Consider the following 15,523-nt stretch of genomic DNA (forward strand, 5'->3'; position numbering starts at 1 on the left):
AAGGATGGTGTTCCTTGTTATTTGGTTTTTGTTTTGTTTTCTTGGGTTTTGTATCCTATTTTTTAGGCTGTTTGCGTGCGAGATTATTATCAAAGAAAAATGATGTTCGTCTTTATTCAAAAGAAAGTTATTATGGTACTTATGTAGTCCTTTGTTCTGTTATTCCATGCGTTGTAATTTTTTTATTATGGTCTATGATTTCTCCACATCTAATTGATATAAAGGTCAATAATATTTTTTATTCTCATCTGTATGGATTAGAAGAAGGAGATAAAAAATTTTCCTATAATATGGTACATAAAATTTCGGATTATTTGTCGTCTCTTAGTAATGATAAGAGAGATAAAATACATAAAGATTCAAATAATATATATGATTTATTAAAATCTCAGAATATAGTTTTATCAAATCATCATGTACCATGGATTGTTGAAGCAGCGTTTTATCAGGAAAGTCTATCATACAAAAGTCGGATAATGATGACTTTATCTATTTTCTTTTCTTATTTGTTGGGATTATTATACTCTATATTTCGTATTACAGTTAATTTTTGTGCTCGTACTAGAGTTGAGCAATTTTCTATTTTTTTATTGTGGATCAGTTCTATTATGTCAATTATGATATCGCTTGGTATCATAATATCTCTTTTTGCTAATTCACTTATATTTTTTCATATAATTTCGGCAAAAGATTTTTTCTTTGGTACTGTTTGGGATCCTCATTTTTCATCTATAGGCTCTAATAATATCGTAGGACAATTTGGTCTGATCCCTTTGTTAGTAGGAACGTTTTACATAGGTTTTATAGCCATGTTGTTTTCTGTTCCAATTGGTTTATTAATTGCAATATATATGGCAGAATATGCTCCTAAAAAGTTGCGTGCTATAATTAAGCCTGTTACAGAGATATTAGTCGGTATTCCAACTATCGTTTATGGTTTTTTTGCATTATCTGTGGTAGGGCCTTTTTTGAAAGATATGTCTTTATATATGAATGGTTTAATTACTGGTAACTACAAAAGCTTTATTGAAGCTCAAAGTGTTTTAACTGCTGGTTTAGTGATGGGTATTATGCTTGTCCCATATGTATCTTCTTTGTCAGAAGATGTTATTTCATCTGTTCCTCGTGCTCTACGAGATGGTTCTTTAGGTTTAGGAGCAACCCGTTCAGAGACTATGAAGTATATTATTTTTCCAGCAGCATTTCCTGGTATTGCAGGTGCTATTTTGATAACTGCATCACGTACTATTGGGGAAACGATGATTGTTATCTTGGCAGCTGGTGTTGCTGCTCGTCTTCAGTTTGATCCTTTTGAATCTATGACTACTATAACTGTTAAGATTATGAATCAATTAACGGGGGATCATGAGTTTTCTTCTCCTCAGACGCTGGTGGCTTTTGCATTAGGATTGACATTGTTTTGTATTACATTTTTTCTTAATATCTGTGCTATGTATATCATGAAAAAATATAAGAGAAAGTACGAATGAAATCTTTTTCCGATAGTAAAAAGAACTTAAAATGTCGCTATGTTTCTGAATGGCTATTCCGTTTTTATTGTTTATTAGCTGTGTTAGCTGTTTTTGTTTTTCTTATTATGTTACTATGTTCAGTTGTTTCTAAGGGGGTTGGAGTTTTATGGCAAGCAAGAATTTCTTTGCCAATAGAATTTTCTGAAAATATTATTGATCCTCAGAAAAATCGTTTTTCAGATCCTTCTATTCTATTAAAAGCAAATTATAATTTGTTGATTCGAAAATCTTTAGCTCGTAAGTTTAGTATTTCTGATGCTAATCATTCATTATTATCTAAAGCTAGTGATATGATATCTACTACTTCCCGTAATAGTTTGCGAAAAATCTTGCTTGCAGATACATCTTTAATAGGCAAGACAGTAGAGGTATCATTTTTAGCAAGTGCTAATGTCGATTCTGCTTTGAAAGGATATTTAGATCTTTCTTTGCCTGAAAATGTGCGTAAGATTTCTGATTATCAGTTAAATTGGTTCCAAAAGTTAAATTCAGAAGGATCTTTATCTTTGCATTTTAATTATGCTTTTTTTATAAACGGTGCTTCCAGTCGACCAGAAGCAGCAGGGATTGGTGTTTCAGTAATTGGTTCTTTGTATATGATATTGATAGTTATAGGATTATCTTTCCCTTTAGGAATTGCGTCTGCTATATATTTAGAAGAGTTTTCTCCTAAAAGTTTTTTTTCTAGTTTTATTCAGGTGAATATTAGCAATTTAGCTTCTGTTCCTTCTGTCGTATATGGTATTCTTGGCTCAGCTATGTTGATTAATTTTTTTAAGATGCCGCGTTCAACATCGCTTGTAGGTGGTTTGATTTTAGCTTTAATGACATTGCCTAATATTATTATTGCTACAGGTGTTGCGTTGAGGACAGTCCCTTCGTCTATTAGATCTGCAGCATTGGGATTGGGATCTTCTAAGATTCAAACTGTCTTTCATCATGTTTTGCCATTGGCTATGCCAGCTATTTTGACGGGATCTATTGTTAGTTTAGCACGGGCATTAGGAGAGACAGCTCCTCTTTTATTTGTAGGAATGATTGCTTTTGTTACAGATTATCCAGAAGGTGTTACTGATGTTGCTACGGCATTTCCTGTTCAAATTTATTTATGGGCAGCTGACGCAGAAAGATCTTTTGTAGAGAAGACATTTGGAGCTATATTGTTGTTATTGATTTTTCTAGCAGTTATTAATATAGCCATGTTATGGTTGAGGAATAGATTCAAACAACGTTGGTAATGAGGATATTTGATATATTATAATGAATCAGATTTATAAAATGATAAGCAACAAGGTATCTGTATGTTATGGTGAAAAAAGAGTCTTGTTTGATATAAACTTGAAAATTCCTAAGAATTCAGTTACGGCCTTAATAGGCCCTTCAGGGTGTGGAAAATCAACTTTTCTGCGATGTTTAAATCGTATGAATGAAACAATTGATAATTGTTTTTTTACTGGTGAAATTATTTTAGATGGAGAGAATATTTATAAGCCATCGGTTGATGTTGTAAGGTTGCGTGCTCGAGTTGGAATGGTATTCCAGAGACCGAATCCATTTCCCAAATCTATATATGAAAATGTTGCGTATGGGCCACGCATACATGGTATAGGGAAGAAGAAAGAAGATATAGATCAAATTGTAGAAATGAGCTTAAAAAAGGCAGGTTTGTTTGATGAGGTTAAGGATATACTTTTTCAAAATGCTTTTCTTCTATCTGGGGGGCAGCAACAGCGTGTTTGTATCGCACGTGCTTTAGCTGTTAATCCTGAAGTTATTTTAATGGATGAACCATGTTCTGCTCTTGATCCTATTGCTACAGCTTCTATAGAAGAGTTGATACATGAATTACGTGAAAATTTGACAATTGTTATCGTAACGCATTCTATGCAACAAGCTGCTCGTGTATCACAGCGTGCTGCTATGTTTCATATGGGACACCTGGTTGAAGAGGATAATACTGACAAGATGTTTACACATCCGTCTGATCGTCGAACTCAAGATTATATAATGGGGCGTTGTGGTTAAGATAGCTGCTAATTATTTTAAAACAGGAGAGTATATTTATGTCTTTTCATATATTATCAGCGTATGATGAAGAATTAGATTTTCTTTCTCGGCGGATTGTTGAAATGGGGATGATTGCTAGAAAGATGGTTGATTCTTCAGTTAGAGCTTTTATAGAAGGGGATACTGCTCTTGCTCATAAGGTAATTGATGAAGATGTTGTTCTAGATAAGCTAGAGAGGGATATAGGGGACAAAGCAATTATAACAATTGCTAAGCGTCAACCAATGGCATCTGATTTACGTGAGATAGTTGGATCAATTAAAATAGCTGCTGATTTGGAGCGTATTGGGGATTTATCTAAGAATACCGCAAGGCGTGTTTTGGCTTTACAGATGTTTGGTGTTCCTAGGAAGTTAGTTTTGACAATTGAGCCTTTAGCAACTTTATCTTTAGAGCAGCTATCTGAGATTTTAGATGCATACGGTAGTAGATCAACAGAAAAAACTCAATCTATTTGTAATCGTGACGGTGAGTTAGATGCTATGCATACATCATTATTTCGAGAATTATTGACATATATGATGGAGGATCCTCGTAATATCACATTGTGTACTCATCTTCTTTTTTGTTCTAAAAACATTGAGCGTATTGGAGATCACGTTACCAATATTGCTGAAACTATCCATTATATGACTACAGGTATACAGCCATATAAAGAGCATTTAAGAAAAGACAATCACTAATATATTTTTCTAAAACTAAAGATAGCTTTTTATAGTTATTTAATATCCTTTTATATAATTTATTTTTATTTCTTTCCTCAAAATGAGGAAAGAAAAGATTGTTACATGAAATAGTATATAGAATATATTTATAAAAAATCATTTCTTTATTGCTTAGCACTGTTACCTTCTGTGTTTCAGGATAAAGGTTTGTCTTTTGTTTCATTATTTTCCGATATCGGATTTTGGGTTTTTCCTTTAGAAATGGTTACTAATGCAGGTCGTAGGACGCGTTCATTTATAGCATATCCGTCTTGAATTACTTTTATTACTGTGTTAGCAGGTATTTCATCATTTGGTTCTTCACACATAGCTTGATGCATATTGGGGTTAAATTTTTGATCTTTAGCATCAATTTTCTTAACACCATATCTTTCTAACGTTGACATCATATCACGTCTGGTCATCTCTATCCCGTCTATCAATGATTTAAAAGATTGTTCGTTGTCTTTTTCACTATTTGCTGGTTCTGTATTAATAGAGTCAATTGCACGAGAAAGATTATCAGAAACAGCAAGAATATCACGAGCAAATGTTGCTATTGAATAAGATTGAGCATCTTTGATTTCTCTGTCGGTTCTACGACGTAGATTTTCCATGTCTGCAATAACACGTACATATTTATCACGTAATTCTTCTAATTCATTTTGTATTTCTTCTAGGGGATTAACGTCGGATTGTTCATTTTTTTCATTTAAAGTATTTGAAATTGTATTAGAGTTATTTGTTTCTTCTGCAATTTTTTTTTCACTCATGAAAATCTCCATTGTTTCATTTGCTTAATTTTTTAAAGGTAAAAGATATTTTTGACGAAGTAACATTTCGACATGAGTATTTTAATTGTACTTAAAAATCTCATGCAAGCAACTATACTTAGGAAACAATTTCCCATCAATGGTCAAAATAACTTAATTTTATCTTAAATTTATATGATAAGTAAAATTAAGTTATACCATGATAGTCAAGTTTTTCTTTCTAAAACAGCACTCTTAAATAGCTGTTGCTGTGCTAACACATCTATTTATAATTTTTATTATAGTAAAATTCAAATATTCTATATGAGATAGAATAATTTTTCTTATTTCCACTATCATCCATTTCATATTAATTTTATTTTAAACATCATATCCATATACTGGTAATATTCTAGAGCTTAACAGAGTATAAGCATATATAATTATTTATGTCAAAGAATAACAAGGGTATAGTGTATATATCACAAGGAAAAAAAGAAAAGGATTACAATGTTCTTGTATCTCCTGCTAGAGATCGTTCAGGCGTAGGTTATTCCTCTAACACTTATTTTGAAAGAGAAATTATCACCTTGCACGTCGAGTCTTTGTTCCGTGTTTCTCCTATTTTGCCTCTTTTCGTCCTGCTTGTTGCTAACATAGGTACTTGGTTTACCCAAAATCCTATACTACCTATGTGGTCTCTTATAACATTAGCAGTTTATGCTGCTAACCTTTCATTAGGACAAAAGGTAATAGATAGTGATATAAAAGAGGGTAGGGTATATATATGGCGCATATGGCTTCTTGTAGGTCAGATTGCTATTGGATTGTGTTGGACACTTTTGACACTAGTTGAGCCAGGTACATGGACACCGGAATATTTGACAATTTATAAAAGTGCTACTCTACTTATTGCTTTGTCAATTAGTGCTCTTTCTAATTTTATGCTTCCATATGCTGTTTTCTTATCATTTTTCCCAGTTTTAGTAGCTCTTAGCACTCAAGCAATTATGAGTATGCATGTTTTAGATATCAGTCTTGCTGGGATGCTTGCTATGGCTTTATCTTTTTTTACTTATATTACGTATCATTTGTTTAAATCTAATGTGAAAATTCTTTCGTGCCAAGCTGAGAAAGACGATCTTATTGCTGAGTTAGAAATAGCAAAGTCTATTTCGGATGAGACAAGAAAACGTGCAGAAGAAGCAAATCTTGCTAAATCTCGTTTTCTTGCATCAATGTCACATGAATTGAGGACTCCTCTGAATGCTATTTTAGGATTTTCAGAAGTGATGGGATTGGAGACAATGGGTCCATTGAATAATGATACTTATAAAGAATATATTGGAGATATTCATCGTTCTGGGCAGCATCTTTTAAATCTAATTAATGAAATATTGGATATTTCCCTTATTGAATCAGGACGATGTGAGCTTATTGAATCTGCTATATCTCTTGTTGATATTATGCATGAATGTATAATTATGTTACAGTTGAGAGCACAAGAAAAAAACATTGAAATATTGCAAAAAACTGATCCTACACTTTCCTCTGTGTGGGCGGATAAAAAAGGTATGAGGCAGGTTATTCTAAATCTTCTTTCCAATGCTGTTAAATTTAATTCTACTGGTGGGAAAGTACATATAACAGTTGGTTGGACTTCTGGAGGAGGACAATATATTTCTGTAAAGGATAATGGTCCTGGAATATCCGAAGGAGAAATGCCAACTGTATTATCTTCTTTTGGTCAAGGATCTATAGCAATTAAGAGTGTTGAACAAGGAGTTGGACTTGGTATACCTATAGTACGATCTATAATGGCTAATCATGGTGGTAAATTTCTAATTAAGTCGAAACTTCGAGAAGGAGTTGAAGTCATAGCAATTCTCCCGAGTACTCGTGTTCTTAATTTTGTTCCTGATGATATTCAGGATAGTAGTGAATCTTCTAGATTTCAGTTGTATGCATAGCAGTATAATTGTTAAATGTTTTTTGCATTATGATTCGTTATTTTGATAATTTATGTATTGAGATTTATGTTTTAATTTGCTATTGATTTTGGTTTTTTAATTTTATCTCTATTTTTGTATAATTGCTTTTAGTCTTATTACTTGATTACTAAATATGCCTTTACATTTATATAATTTTTTTTTTGAAATTGTATAGTCAAAATATTTTAGATTTATTTAGTGTTAGTTATTGTTTTTTTTGAGTATTTTCTTTTATATAATTATATTATAGTACATTGTTTAGTACGTGCATTTTATATTCTAGTAGTTAAAATGATTTGTTATATTAAAAATATTAAATAATTTTTTTTTACGATATTTGTACTATTATGTAGTATGGATAGAGGTGTATTGTTTTTCAATTTACTTATTGTTTAATATCAATTGTGATTATTTTTATTTGGTTTAGGAGTACAGTTGTTCAATATGTTTAAAATGCAGATTTTATCCATTAGGAGTGTTTTGATTTCCGCACTAACTACTGCCTTGTGTAGTATTGTTTTCGTTGCAGAAGCTAGAATGGTTGCAACAACAGATCTTTCTAATGTTGTTGAACGTGTTGCTCCTTCCGTTGTATCCATTTTTATTAAGCCAAAGAAAAAATTATTAGAAAAAGAGATTTTAGATTTTTATGGTTTTGGTAATCTTCCTGAAGATAATCCTATGAGGAATTATTTTCAAAAATTTTTTTCTGATGAAGAAAGTGATTCTTCAGAAAAGATGGAATCTTTGCCTTCTGGATCTGGTTTTTTTATCACTGATGATGGCTATATCATGACTAGCAATCATGTTATTGATTCTGGAGTTAGTGTTAGTGTAATTCTTTCAGATGATACAGAATTGCCTGCACAAGTTATTGGAACGGATAAATTCTCTGACTTAGCTATATTAAAAGTTAAAAGCGATAGAAAATTTGTTCCCGTAGAATTTGAAGATATTAGTAATATTCGTCTTGGTGAAACAGTATTTACTATCGGAAATCCTTTGGGGTTACGTGGAAGTGTTAATGCTGGAATTGTTTCTGCGCTTGATCGCAATTTACACGATAGGCCGGGGAAATATATACAGATTGATGCTCCAATAAATAAAGGAAATTCTGGAGGGCCGTGTTTTAACGCCTTAGGACATGTAATAGGAGTTAATAATTTAATTTTCACTATTGGTCAGTCTGCTGCAAATATGGGAATTGGGTTTATTATTCCTGGATATACTGCTAAAAAAGCTATTCCTTCTTTAATATCTAAAGGAATGATAGATCATGGATGGTTTGGGGTTGTCGTGCAAAATTTAACACAAGACTTAGCTAATCCTCTTGGCTTTAAAGGGAAAAAAGGTTTGTTGGTTTCTTCTGTTGTAAAAGGATCTCCAGCAGATAATGCTGGGATAAAAGAAGGTGATATTATCTATTCGATTAATGGAAAAAATGTAAAAAATGTTCAAGATTTTGCATGGGATATTGGTTCTCATTCACCTAAAGAAAAAGTGGATATTTCTATATATAAAGGAGGAAATGAACATTCTATTACTGTGGTTTTAGGAAGTTCTCCTGTAGTGAAAAATGATGTTCGTTCGGAAAATCGATTGTTTTCTTCAGATACTAAAGAATTGCTAGGAATGAGATTGCAAAATTTTGTTTCTGAAAATAAGAAGTTTGTTCGTATTGTTGATTTAGATTCAAATATAGAAGCTAATCACAAAGGTATTAGAAAAGGAATGGATATTATTTCTGTTAATACCAATAAAGTTTATTCTATAAAAGATGTTGAGCGTTTTGTAGAACAAGCAAAAAAGAATAAACGTAATTCTGTTCTCTTACAATTGAGTTATGGTAGTGATTTACAATCGAATGATAAATTAGATAATAATAAATGGTTCGTTTCTTTAAAAATTAGATAATAAAAATAAATATGTGTGCAAATCCTAGTAGTCGCACGTTATATCTTCATTGTTATTTTTTATCCTTGGCTTTTTGCACTTTTCTGTGCACTGCCAATGTGTATAGATATAGGATATTTTGTGTCTGCAGATGTAATATGAATATTAAGAGATGATTTTGGTTGGCTCATTCGCCAAGCTCGTGAATTATATGCAATCCAGTATTCTATCAGACCTTTTGTTATTGATTTTATATTTTTTGTTCTATTGGATAATATAGCATGAATTGCTATTCCTTGGAGTATATGAGCAAGTGATTTTATTTTCTTTTCTTTTTTATCTTGTTTCAAAATATCTTCTAGAAATTGATTTTCGAATACCATTGATTAGCCTATATTATTTATAAAATCGGGATAGCTACATAATTGCTATCGTGATGATACATAAAGACTGTGAATATAGAGTAAAAATTTTTTGAATATCAAAATGGAAATTTTATAAAATTATAAGATTTTTTGTTCTTTTTAAAATGTTAGAAAATATTTAAAATTGTATTCGAAATTACTATTTTACCTTTTATCATTCCTATCATATTTGTTGAGTTTATTGTTTATCTTACTTTGGGATTTATGGCTTTTATCCCTTATTTGTTTTATTATCAAATATTTTTTAGGAGATATAAATGTAATATCATTCTTTTTACTCGTTTGTTTATTCTTGAATATTTTTTTATTCGAAAATGAACTAATTAGTTCTAGGGCTTTTTGATCTCTTGCTTGATAGGTTTGCATTCCCATAACAACAGCAACTATTGAATTATCTTTATATTGTAATGAGGTAACTATGTTAAATCCTGAATTTCTAGTATATCCAGTTTTTATACCGTCTATTCCGTGCATTTTATTTAGTAATTTATTGTGATTCATAATAATTCTATTTTTATATCGGAATTTACGAACTGAAAAATATTTATAATATTCTGGAAATTTTTTTCGAAGCATTATACCAAGAATTGCCTGATCGCGTGCTGTTGTTACTTGGTTTTTATCATGTAGTCCACTGGCATTTTTATAAATAGTATTTTTCATTCCAATTTCTTTTGCTTTATTAGACATTAGAATTGCGAATTTTTTCTCTGATCCGCTAATAAACTCTCCAAAAGCTGTAGAAACGTCGTTAGCAGAACGTGTAATTAGTGCTAAAATTCCTTTTTCTATAGTAAAATTAGTTTTTTCTTTTAAATATAGTTTTGATGGATTCTGTCTAGCTGCCGTATAAGATACTGGTACTTTTGTATTTAAATGTATTTTTTTTGATTGTAAGTATTCAAAAACAATGTAGAGTGTCATCATTTTTGTTAGAGATGCTGGATATCTTAATTCATCTTGTTTAAATCCATTCGTTTGTTTTGTTTTAACATCAATCACAAAGCTAGAATATTTTGGTTTTGCATATGATTTTGATGTCATGCTCATTATTATTATAGATATAAGGAGTACTCTCCATAATAATTTTATGTGTTTTTGTATATTAATTAATCCGTATGTTGATATATATTCTAAAAAAAAAATTGCCGAAGATCGAGTGCTTTTTTGTATCATATACACATACCGTTTTTGAAGAAGGCAAATAATTTTAGAATAATTTATATTATAAATAGATACATTAAATAACTACATAGTTATTTAATGATATTGTCTTTATTATATTATTATCAATTATTACTAAGAAAATATTATTTTACTATATCTCTTAATAATATAGTTTTTATTAAAACTATACTAATATTTAAATTTTAAAAATTGATTTTCATCGTGAGCATATAAAAAATTAATATTATTTTTTAAACAAAATTATTAATTAGAATATGCGATTATTGGGAAATTTACTATATTCATTATTTATCATATTATTCTAAAAACTTTTAATTATGTATATGAGATATATTATCTCTTTTTATATTTATAATAATTTATATTAATTTTTTTAGTAAATTTTATTATTAGTAAAAAATTAAAATTTTATGCGTATTATAAACCATTAGATGTTTTAGAGAAGGTGAGAGGGTAAATTAATAGAATTATGTAGAAAGGATTACAAATGTTCCGAGATATTCCTATAATAAAAGAATTTAAGAAGTTTATTGCCCGTGGTAACATGATAGATTTATCCGTTGGTATTATAGTTGGAGGGGCCTTTAATCGTGTTGTTCAATCTATTGTTGAAGATCTTATGATGCCTATTATAGGTTTTGTTATGGGGAGCGGTACTGATTTTTCTAATTATTTTTTCCCATTAAGCTCTGCTATTAAATCGCCTCTTATAGATGAAGCACGTAAACAAGGAGCTGTACTGGCTTATGGAAGTTTTATTAGTGTAATTATTAACTTCTTTATTTTGGCAATAGTGGTTTTTATTGTTATAAAATTCGTGAATAATATAGTTAAGAAAAAAGATGCTGATAATGTTGTTCTTCCAGAAGTGCTATTATTAACTGAAATTCGTGATTTGTTAAAAAAGAATTAAGAATTTCTTTAAAAATAATGGGATCTTATATAAAATATCTTTTTATGCAGAGATTAATTTTATCAAATCTAAATTTTATAATTTTATGAAACTATCCTGGGTTGGTTATAATTTTTTTCAATTCCATCCCAGAATAGTGAAGATATGTTGTCTCCACCGTTTTGATGTATTTCACGTATGCAAGTTGGTGAAGTGATGTTAATTTCTGTTATATAATTGCCTATTATATCAATTCCAGTAAAGAAAAGTCCTCGTTTACGTAAACTATCCCCGATACGGTTACAAATATCTTTATCTGTCTGCGTTAGTTGTACTAATTTTATTTTACCTCCAGTATGAATATTAGAGCGGTTATCACCTTCAGAAGGTATGCGATTAATAGCACCTACGGGTTTTCCGTCTAAAAGAAGAATACGTTTATCTCCTTTCCTTACTTGGGGTAAATAAGCTTGTGCAATAAGTGGTTCATGGTACTTTTCGAATAGCATTTCTATTAAAGAAGAGAAGTTTCGATCTCCTAAAGTCATTCGGAATACTCCTGTTCCACCGTTACCATATAGGGGTTTGATAATAATATCTTTCATTTCTAAGTAAAATTTATTTATTTGAGTAGTATCTCTAGAAATGAGCGTGGGAGGCATAAATTCAGAAAACTCAGTTACGAAAATTTTTTCGGGAGAATTTCGTATCCAAAAAGGATTATTTACTATTAGTGTTTTAGAATTTATTTTTTCTAAAAGATACGTGCTAGTAATATAATGCATATTGAATGGAGGATCTTGACGTATTAGTATTGCGTCCACTTGCGAGAGATCAATACTTTTTTCTTCTCCGAGGGAGTAATGTTGTTTATTTTCTTCATATAATGAAAGCAATTGTGCATTCGCGTAAATTTTATTGTCACGCATGTAAAGTTTATCTGGTGTATAATGAAATATCTGATATCCGCGTTTTTGTGCTTCTAACGCTATTGCAAATGTTGAATCTTTCTCTACATTAATTGTTGAGATATGATCCATTTGAATTGCTATATTATTGATTTTTTTCATGTACAAAATTTGAATCTACTCTTTATAACAAATAAAACAATACATTAACCTACCTAACTTGAAGTCTATTATACTAGTTAATTTATATTATGACAATAAAACATTCGTTGTTAAGTGATAGTTTTAATATAAAAATTTGTCTTACTAAAAACACATTAAAATCTTTCTAAAATAGAATCTTTTATTAAAATGCAACTTTCGCACAAGCTTATATAAATAGGCTCCAGATGTAGGTGTATACCATTGTATTCAGTGGGAAAAAAGTGGCTATTATAGATCAATTATTTCAGTTTTTAAAAAGTATAAAGTCTTTAGGACGTACGCGTCTATTAATATTGGCTTCGACAATACTTGTTTCCATAATATTATTAGTAGTGGGAAGTTTTTTTGTAAGTAATCAACATTATGATAGTCTTTATGTGAAATTAGAACTTGCCGATGTCAATAGAATATCTATTGCTTTGACAGATGCTAATATAGATTTTCGAATTTCTGAAAATGGTTCTAGTATTTTAGTTCCATCTCATATGATTAGTAAGGCACGTATTCATCTTGCAGATAAAGGATTGCCAAATGGTTCTAGTAATTCTGGCTATGAACTTTTCGACAAAGTAAATTCTTTTGGTTTAACGTCATTTATGCAGGAGATTACACGATTAAGAGCTCTTGAAGGGGAAATTGCTCGTACTATTCAATCTATTTCTGGAATTATATCTGCGCGTGTACATATTGTTATGCCTGACATAGGAAGTTTTAGGAAGATTGGAATTAAGCCAACAGCTTCAGTTATGATTAGAGCTGTTAATTCATCTGTTTATAAATCAGCTGAAGCAATTAAGCACCTTGTTTCTGCTGCTGTTCCAGGTCTTGATATTGGTGATGTTATAGTTATCGACACTATGGGTAAATTGTTGGGTTCCAATGAAGTAGATAGAAATACTTTTGGAAAATCTCTAAGTATAGTGCAAGCTGTTCAGAATGAGATTGAAATTAATATTAATAAAGCTTTAGCGTCTTTTTTAGGAATAGATAATTTTCGATCAACAGTAGTAGCTGAGGTAAATACTGATGTACAGCAAATTAAAGAAACAGTTTATGATCCTGATTCTAGGGTAGAACGTTCTGTTCGTTTATCTAAAGACTCGCAAAGATCAGAAACTAGTCAACAAGAATCTGCCGTTACTGTTGAGCAAAATATCCCTCATATTCCTGACGAAAAGGTACCATTACCTCGTTCTTTAGAAAATAATGATAAAAAGGAAGAACAAAGTAATTATGAAATTAATACAAAAAGTATTTTTACAACGCACAATAACTACAAATTAGAACGTTTATCAATTGCTGTTGTAGTTAATAAATCGCGTATTATAGAAATGATGGGTGAGTCAGTTGATCAGAACAAGATTAATGATTATTTGTCCGATATAAATCGGATAGTCTCTGCTGCTTCAGGAGTTAGTTCAAAACGTGGTGATACTATTACTGTTACATCAATGGATTTTTTAGGCGATCAGTTATTAAATCCTAGTGTTAATCAGGTGAGTTTTATTGATATTTTATCTAGTCATTTTTCGATGATTATAAATTCTTTAGTGTTTATAGTGATCTTATTAATTATGACTTTTTTAGGGATACATGTATTACGTAAATTTAATAATACTAATGATGTAAACGAAGATGATACTGGTATAAAACCCATTTTGAATACTCCTATTATTCCTGCTAAGGTTGAACAAGGACTTAACGGTATATCCTTAGATTCTGCTGATAGCAGTGATATTTTTTCATATAGTAATAATTTGCAATCTAGGATTAATAGTCATGTTAGCCAAAATTCAGATCGTCGTCTTGTGCATATGGTGGAAATTAATGAAGAAAGATTCGCTAAAATTCTGCGAAAATGGGCTAGATCTGAAATAGATGGTAGATATGCTCAATATATTAGTTAGAAACTCTGTTTTAATAGCAAATACTATGGTAAGGATTGATTATTTATTGTGTCATTTTATAACAATTTTTTTATTACTCTTTAATAACTCTTTTAAAAAGATTATTATAATTATAAATATTTTTTTATATTTGAAAATACTATTTTTTATAATTCAATTTCTTTCTAATTTTTTATACTTTATTCAATAAGTGGAATTTTTATACAAGATAGAAAAAATCTTCATTTTCCTCATTTGAAACATGCGGTCAATCAATTTAATTTTGATTGATTTTGAAATGGCATATCCTTGAAGGTAGTTTGCATCATGAATTTTGAAATGCAGCAGTTTAATATTGTTTTAAACAGAGAAGATGAGAAGCTAACATCTGTGATATCGCATCTTCCAACACGCAGTGATTTATTGGAACGTATGATTCCTTTGGATTGTACTGTTTCGTGGACAATGAGAATGTATGCTCTTACTGAATATGTAGGGGCGAGTCATTTTTTATTAGTTCGATGGGATCTTTTCCAAGAGCAGAAACTAGATTCTGTAGTTAGTTCTGATTGGCCATTTGATTTAGTTCGATCCATGGCATTAAGTGAAAAAGATAAATACTATAATATTGTACAACGGCCAACAGAATTATTTTGTCCTGTTTTTCATACTCTTCCAGAAAATGTAGATCTTCCTGCTGGGATGGATAAACGTTATTGTGCTCTTACATTTGATGTAGCTCGTATACGTATTGGATTGATGTTATTATTCCCTAAAGGGTATATCATTCTACAAGATCGTTTATGGGAAATAGGTCTACTTGCTGCTTATCAAGCCAATATTTTTAAAAATTATGATGTAAATTTAAGTAAAGATTTAGAATTAACGGGACGTGAAGTCGAATGTTTGACCTGGATTTCAGAAGGAAAAACTAGTGATGAAATAGCTGTTATACTTGGAATATCCCGAAATACTGTCAACAACTATATTGCTAGTATCATGCGTAAAACAGCTACAAAAACGAGATCTGGAGCGATCGCATATGCCGTTCGTAACAACATTGTTTAAGTTAATTTATAAG

The 15,523-nt window shown here is 30.5% G+C and carries 13 protein-coding genes; 9 read left to right on the plus strand and 4 right to left on the minus strand.

The features are described 5' to 3' along the window. Positions 1 to 14 precede the first annotated feature (14 nt). From pstC to phoU, 4 genes are read left to right on the plus strand one after another with little or no spacing between them, the layout of a single operon-like run. Positions 15 to 1,490, plus strand: coding sequence for a phosphate ABC transporter permease subunit PstC (pstC, locus tag GY664_RS01655; RefSeq protein WP_333947723.1), 1,476 nt, complete (start codon positions 15 to 17; stop codon positions 1,488 to 1,490). Then, positions 1,487 to 2,770, plus strand: a complete 1,284-nt coding sequence (pstA, locus tag GY664_RS01660; RefSeq protein ID WP_333947724.1) for a phosphate ABC transporter permease PstA — start codon at positions 1,487 to 1,489, stop codon at positions 2,768 to 2,770. The genes pstC and pstA overlap by 4 nt, the downstream gene beginning before the upstream one ends. Positions 2,771 to 2,792: 22 nt before the next feature. Then, positions 2,793 to 3,557, plus strand: a complete 765-nt coding sequence (gene pstB / locus GY664_RS01665) for a phosphate ABC transporter ATP-binding protein PstB (protein ID WP_333947725.1) — start codon at positions 2,793 to 2,795, stop codon at positions 3,555 to 3,557. 38 nt (positions 3,558 to 3,595) lie between these two features. Next, the gene (gene phoU, locus GY664_RS01670; RefSeq protein ID WP_333947726.1) at positions 3,596 to 4,282 is read left to right on the plus strand and encodes a phosphate signaling complex protein PhoU; all 687 of its coding nucleotides are present in this window, start codon (positions 3,596 to 3,598) and stop codon (positions 4,280 to 4,282) included. Positions 4,283 to 4,458: 176 nt separating this feature from the next. Here phoU and grpE read toward each other — a convergent pair whose 3' ends face one another. Next, positions 4,459 to 5,076 (minus strand): nucleotide exchange factor GrpE, encoded by a 618-nt coding sequence (grpE, locus tag GY664_RS01675; RefSeq protein WP_333947727.1) that lies wholly within the window; start codon positions 5,074 to 5,076, stop codon positions 4,459 to 4,461. A gap of 428 nt (positions 5,077 to 5,504) precedes the next feature. On the opposite strand from grpE, the gene GY664_RS01680 reads away from it, so the two are divergent. Together GY664_RS01680 and GY664_RS01685 are read left to right on the plus strand one after the other, a co-directional pair. Next, the gene (locus tag GY664_RS01680) at positions 5,505 to 7,025 is read left to right on the plus strand and encodes a sensor histidine kinase (RefSeq protein WP_333947728.1); all 1,521 of its coding nucleotides are present in this window, start codon (positions 5,505 to 5,507) and stop codon (positions 7,023 to 7,025) included. 465 nt (positions 7,026 to 7,490) lie between these two features. Continuing rightward, complete coding sequence (locus tag GY664_RS01685; protein ID WP_333947729.1) at positions 7,491 to 8,960, plus strand: trypsin-like peptidase domain-containing protein; 1,470 nt, start codon at positions 7,491 to 7,493, stop codon at positions 8,958 to 8,960. Between the two features lie 59 nt (positions 8,961 to 9,019). On the opposite strand, the gene GY664_RS01690 is transcribed toward GY664_RS01685, so the two are convergent. Both GY664_RS01690 and GY664_RS01695 read right to left on the minus strand, forming a co-directional pair. Then, positions 9,020 to 9,322, minus strand: coding sequence for a hypothetical protein (locus tag GY664_RS01690; RefSeq protein ID WP_333947730.1), 303 nt, complete (start codon positions 9,320 to 9,322; stop codon positions 9,020 to 9,022). 186 nt (positions 9,323 to 9,508) lie between these two features. Next, complete coding sequence (locus GY664_RS01695) at positions 9,509 to 10,408, minus strand: D-alanyl-D-alanine carboxypeptidase family protein (protein WP_333947731.1); 900 nt, start codon at positions 10,406 to 10,408, stop codon at positions 9,509 to 9,511. Positions 10,409 to 11,057: 649 nt separating this feature from the next. On the opposite strand from GY664_RS01695, the gene mscL reads away from it, so the two are divergent. Beyond that, positions 11,058 to 11,465: a large conductance mechanosensitive channel protein MscL gene (gene mscL, locus GY664_RS01700; protein WP_408612116.1), complete on the plus strand. Its 408-nt coding sequence runs from the start codon at positions 11,058 to 11,060 to the stop codon at positions 11,463 to 11,465. 83 nt (positions 11,466 to 11,548) lie between these two features. On the opposite strand, the gene gshB is transcribed toward mscL, so the two are convergent. Further along, entirely contained in the window at positions 11,549 to 12,514 is a 966-nt protein-coding gene (gene gshB, locus GY664_RS01705) for a glutathione synthase (RefSeq protein WP_333947759.1), read from the minus strand. Between the two features lie 263 nt (positions 12,515 to 12,777). Between gshB and fliF the strand changes: the two genes are divergently transcribed. Continuing rightward, positions 12,778 to 14,463: a flagellar basal-body MS-ring/collar protein FliF gene (gene fliF, locus GY664_RS01710; RefSeq protein WP_333947733.1), complete on the plus strand. Its 1,686-nt coding sequence runs from the start codon at positions 12,778 to 12,780 to the stop codon at positions 14,461 to 14,463. Between the two features lie 306 nt (positions 14,464 to 14,769). Next, entirely contained in the window at positions 14,770 to 15,510 is a 741-nt protein-coding gene (visN, locus tag GY664_RS01715; protein ID WP_333947734.1) for a transcriptional regulator VisN, read from the plus strand. Positions 15,511 to 15,523: the final 13 nt, after the last annotated feature.

Source organism: Candidatus Liberibacter brunswickensis, from assembly GCF_036858155.1.
GTDB classification, from domain to species: Bacteria; Pseudomonadota; Alphaproteobacteria; order Rhizobiales; family Rhizobiaceae; genus Liberibacter; species Liberibacter brunswickensis.

Excerpts from the sequence above, each read along its gene's own strand:
- pstA (WP_333947724.1), top strand. The coding sequence starts at position 1,487 with ATGAAATCTTTTTCCGATAGTAAAAAGAACTTAAAATGTCGCTATGTT.
- pstB (WP_333947725.1), top strand. The coding sequence starts at position 2,793 with ATGAATCAGATTTATAAAATGATAAGCAACAAGGTATCTGTATGTTAT.
- phoU (WP_333947726.1), top strand. The coding sequence starts at position 3,596 with ATGTCTTTTCATATATTATCAGCGTATGATGAAGAATTAGATTTTCTT.
- grpE (WP_333947727.1), bottom strand. The coding sequence starts at position 5,076 with ATGAGTGAAAAAAAAATTGCAGAAGAAACAAATAACTCTAATACAATT.
- GY664_RS01680 (WP_333947728.1), top strand. The coding sequence starts at position 5,505 with ATGTCAAAGAATAACAAGGGTATAGTGTATATATCACAAGGAAAAAAA.
- GY664_RS01685 (WP_333947729.1), top strand. The coding sequence starts at position 7,491 with ATGTTTAAAATGCAGATTTTATCCATTAGGAGTGTTTTGATTTCCGCA.
- GY664_RS01690 (WP_333947730.1), bottom strand. The coding sequence starts at position 9,322 with ATGGTATTCGAAAATCAATTTCTAGAAGATATTTTGAAACAAGATAAA.
- GY664_RS01695 (WP_333947731.1), bottom strand. The coding sequence starts at position 10,408 with ATGACATCAAAATCATATGCAAAACCAAAATATTCTAGCTTTGTGATT.
- gshB (WP_333947759.1), bottom strand. The coding sequence starts at position 12,514 with ATGAAAAAAATCAATAATATAGCAATTCAAATGGATCATATCTCAACA.
- visN (WP_333947734.1), top strand. The coding sequence starts at position 14,770 with ATGAATTTTGAAATGCAGCAGTTTAATATTGTTTTAAACAGAGAAGAT.